Raw genomic sequence first — 4,662 nt, 5'->3', positions numbered from 1 at the left:
GACGGCGGTGGACCTGCGTAACCGGTTGAACGCGGCCACCGGGCTGCGGCTGGCCTCGACGCTGGTCTTCGACTACCCGACCCCGGCCGTGCTCGTCGACCACCTCCACGAGCAGGTCTCCGGGCAGATCACCGCCCGCCGGACGGCGGTGCTCACCGCCAACACCGACGAGCCGATCGCGATCGTGGGCATGGCCTGCCGCTACCCCGGCGGCGTCGAGAGCCCCGACGAGCTGTGGGCGCTGCTGGCCGCCGGCGGGGAGGGCATCGGGGAGTTCCCCACCGACCGCGGCTGGGACCTGGAGTCGCTGTTCGACCCGGACCCGGAGCACAGCGGTACGTCGTACACGCGGCACGGTGGTTTTCTCTACGGTGCGGCGGAGTTCGATCCGGGTTTCTTCGGGATCTCGCCGCGTGAGGCCCTGGCGATGGATCCGCAGCAGCGGCTGCTGCTGGAGGCGTCGTGGGAGAGCTTCGAGTCGGCCGGTCTGGACCCGCAGCGGTTGCGGGGCAGCCGTACCGGCGTCTTCGCCGGCGTGATGTACCACGACTACGCCTCCCGCCTCATGGACCTGCCGCCGGACGCCGAGGGCTTCGTCGGCACGGGCACCTCGGGCAGCGTGCTGTCGGGCCGGGTGGCGTACACGTTCGGGCTGGAGGGACCGGCGGTCACCGTCGACACGGCGTGCTCGTCGTCGCTGGTGGCGCTGCACCTCGCCGCGCAGGCGCTGCGCAGTGGTGAGTGTGATCTGGCGTTGGCCGGTGGTGTGACGGTGATGGCGACGCCGGGGACGTTCATCGAGTTCTCCCGGCAGCGTGGTCTGTCCCAGGACGGCCGGTGCAAGTCGTTCGCCGCGTCGGCGGACGGCACGGGCTGGTCGGAGGGCGTCGGCGTGCTCCTGGTGGAGCGGCTGTCGGACGCGCGGCGCAACGGGCACCGCGTGCTTGCGGTCGTGCGCGGCACGGCCGTGAACCAGGACGGTGCGTCGAACGGCCTGACCGCGCCGAACGGCCCCTCGCAGCAGCGGGTGATCCACCAGGCCCTGGCGAACGCGCGCCTGACGCCGGCCGACGTGGACGCGGTCGAGGCGCACGGCACGGGCACGACGCTGGGCGATCCGATCGAGGCGCAGGCGCTACTGGCCACGTACGGGCAGGAGCGTCCGGGGGACCGGCCGTTGTTGTTGGGGTCGGTGAAGTCGAACATCGGGCACACGCAGGCCGCTGCCGGTGTGGCCGGTGTGATCAAGATGGTGCTGGCGATGCGGCACGGCCTGGTGCCGCCGACGCTGCACGTGGACGAGGCGTCGCCGCACGTCGACTGGACGGCCGGTGCGGTCACCCTCGCCACCGAGGCGACCCCGTGGCCGGCCGTGGATCGGCCGCGTCGGGCGGCGGTGTCGTCGTTCGGGATCTCCGGCACGAACGCGCACGTGATCATCGAGCAGCCGCCGGCCGAGGCGATCGAGGGCGAGATCGTCGTTCGCGACGTGCCGTCGATGGTGCCGGTGCTGCTGTCGGCCCGCTCCGAAGCGGCGTTGTCGGCGCAGGCCGGTCGGTGGGCGCGTTGGCTCGCCGCCGACGGGGCGTCGCGTTCGTTGGACGTCGCCTGGTCCTCGGTGACCACCCGGCCCGCGCTGGAACATCGGGCGGTGGTGACCGCCGCCGACCGGGACGACCTGGTGACGGCGTTGACCGCCCTCGCTGACGGCGACCCCATCGGTACGGTCGTCTCCGGCGCTGCCGGACAGCGGGGCCAGCTGGCCGTGCTCTTCTCGGGTCAGGGTGCGCAGCGTGCGGGCATGGGTCGGGAGTTGTACGGCGAGTTCCCGGTGTTCGCGACGGCGCTGGACGAGGTGTGCGCGCAGCTCGACCCGCTGCTGCCGCGCCCGTTGCGGCAGGTGCTGTTCGCGTCGGCGGGTTCTGCCGAGGCGGAGCTGCTGGACCAGACCGTGTTCACGCAGGCCGGGTTGTTCGCGGTCGAGGTGGCGCTGTTCCGCCTGGTCGAGTCGTTCGGGATCGTTCCGGACGCGCTGGCCGGTCACTCGATCGGTGAGGTGACCGCCGCGTACGTGGCCGGTGTGTTGTCGCTGGCGGACGCGTGCGCGCTCGTTGCCGCGCGGGGCCGGTTGATGCAGGCGCTGCCCGCCGGTGGCGGGATGCTGGCGGTGGCCGCCGACGAGGCGGCGGTGGTGGAGTCCATCGCGGGCCAGAGCGACCGGGCGGGCATCGCGGCCGTGAACGGGCCGACCGCCGTGGTGGTGTCCGGTGCCGTCGAGGCCCTCGACGAGGTGGAACAGCTCTGGCGGGACCGGGGCGTGCGGACTCGCCGGCTCACCGTCAGCCACGCGTTCCACAGTCCCCTGATGGAGCCGATGCTCGACGAGTTCCGCACGGTCCTGTCCGGACTCACCTTCACCGCGCCGTTGCTGCCGGTCGTGTCGAACGTGACCGGTGCGTTCGCCGACGCCGAGGAGATCCGCACTCCGGAGTACTGGGTGCGGCACGTCCGGGAGGCGGTTCGGTACGCCGACGGGATCACGGCGCTGCGGGCGGCTGGTGTCGAAACGTTCGTGGAGGTCGGGCCGCAGAGTGTGTTGACCGCGATGGCGGCCGACGTGCTGCCCACCGACGACGCAGTGCTGGCCGTGGCGGTGCAGCGCAGGGATCGGCCGGAGGCGCACGCGCTGCTGCACGCCTTGGCCGACCTGCACGTGCACGGCGTGCCGGTGACGTGGACGCAGTGGTTCGCCGAGACCGGCGCGCGCCGGGTCGACCTGCCCACGTACGCCTTCCAGCACCAGCGGTACTGGCCCGCCGCCAACCGGGCGCGTACGGGTGACGTGTCCGGGGCCGGGCTCGGCCGCACCGAGCACCCGCTGCTCGGCGCGGCGGTGGACCTGGCCGGCGACGACGAAATGGTGCTGACGGGCCGACTCTCCCTGGCCACGCACCCGTGGCTGGCCGACCACACGGTCTCCGGGCTGACGCTGGTCCCGGGCACCGCCCTGGTGGAGCTGGCCGTGCGGGCCGGCGACGAGGTGGGCCTCTCCCGGCTGCGGGAGCTGACCATGGCTGCCCCGCTGGTCGTTCCGGCGACCGGGGGCGTGCGGATCCAGGTGCGGGTGGACGCAGCCGGTGACTCCGCGCAGCGCGCCGTCGCCGTCTACTCCCGCCCGGACGACGACCCCGAGGCGGGCTGGACCCGGCACGCGGAGGGCGTGCTGGAATCGTCCACCGCCGACGAGCCCGACGCGATCACCTGGCCGCCCGCCGGGGCGTCCGAGGTTGACCTGGCGGGGTGGTACGCGACGCTGGCGGAATACGGCCTGACGTACGGGCCGGTCTTCCAGGGGCTCCGGCGTGCCTGGACCGGTGGCGACGAGGCGTACGCCGAGGTGGTCCTGCCGGACGACGCCGCGACGGAGGCGGCGCGCTTCGGCGTGCACCCGGCGCTGCTGGACGCCGCCCTGCACCCGATCGGGCTGCTGCTGGGTGGCGAGGAGTCGGGCGGCCCACGGGTGCCGTTCGCGTTCGAGGGCGTGCAGGTGCACGCCTCTGGCGCGGGGACGCTGCGGGTACGCCTGACCCGCGACGGCTCCGGCCTGCGGCTGGCCGCGTACGACGAGACGGGCGCGCCGGTCGTGTCGGTGGACTCCCTCGTCCTGCGGGAGCTGACCGGCGTGGCCGCGCCGGGCGTGGCGTCGCGGTCGCTGTTCGAGCTGCGGTGGCCGGCCGTGGAGACCACGCTTGCCGGGGAGATCTCCGGATGGGCGCTGGTGACCGGCGGCCGGGAGCTGGCGGCATCGGTCGGAATGCCTGCGTACCCCGACGTGGCGACGGTCGCGGGGGAGGAGTCCGTCCCCCGGACGCTGCTGCTTCCGGTGTTCCCCGCGTCCGGGTCGCTGGCGGATACGCCGGAGTCGGTCCGGGCGGCGACCTCGGACGTGCTGGCGACGGTGCGGTCCTGGCTGGCGGCGGACGCCCTGGCGGAGTCGCGGCTCGTGGTGGTGACCCGGGGTGCCGTGTCGGTCGGTGACGAGGACCGGGTGACCGACCTGGCCGCTGCGACCGTGTGGGGCCTGCTGCGCTCGGCGCAGTCGGAGCACCCGGGTCGCCTCGTCCTCGCGGACGTCAACGGCGAGCCGGATGCCGCGCTGGTGGCCCTGCTGGACGGCGCGCTGCGCGAACCGGCCGCGACCGGCGGCCAGTTGGCCGTGCGTAACGGCGCGGTGTACTCGCCGCGCCTGGTCCGGGCCGGCGTCACGGTGGCGGAGACGCTGACCATGGGTGACGGCACGGTGCTGGTGACCGGCGGTACGGGTGCGCTGGGCGCGCTGGTGGCGGAGCACCTGGTGTCCTCGTGGGGCGCACGGTCGCTGGTGCTGGTGTCGCGGCGCGGCCCGGAAGCCACCGGCGCGGGCGAGCTGTCGGAACGGCTGACCGCGCTGGGCGCGTCGGTGCGGGTGGTGGCGTGTGACGTGACCGACCGGGACCAGGTCGGCGCGCTGGTCGCCGAGATCGCAGCCGAGGGCCGGCTGGCGGGCGTGGTGCACACCGCCGGTGTCCTGGACGACGGGGTGATCGAGGGGCTGACCGTCGAGCGGCTCGGTGCGGTGTTGGCGCCGAAGGTGTCGGCGGGTTGGTTGTTGCACGAGGCGAC

1 protein-coding gene is annotated in these 4,662 nt (G+C 74.0%); it reads left to right on the top strand.

Annotated elements, in window-relative coordinates:
• Positions 1-4,662 (top strand): type I polyketide synthase (locus V6V16_RS27570; protein ID WP_334566832.1); only part of this gene is annotated, 4,662 nt, incomplete at both ends.

The organism is Micromonospora sp. CPCC 205561 (assembly GCF_036906775.1).
Lineage (GTDB): Bacteria > Actinomycetota > Actinomycetes > Mycobacteriales > Micromonosporaceae > Micromonospora.
Note: the sequence above shows the minus strand (reverse complement) of the source record. Positions and strands in the feature narration are given on the sequence as shown.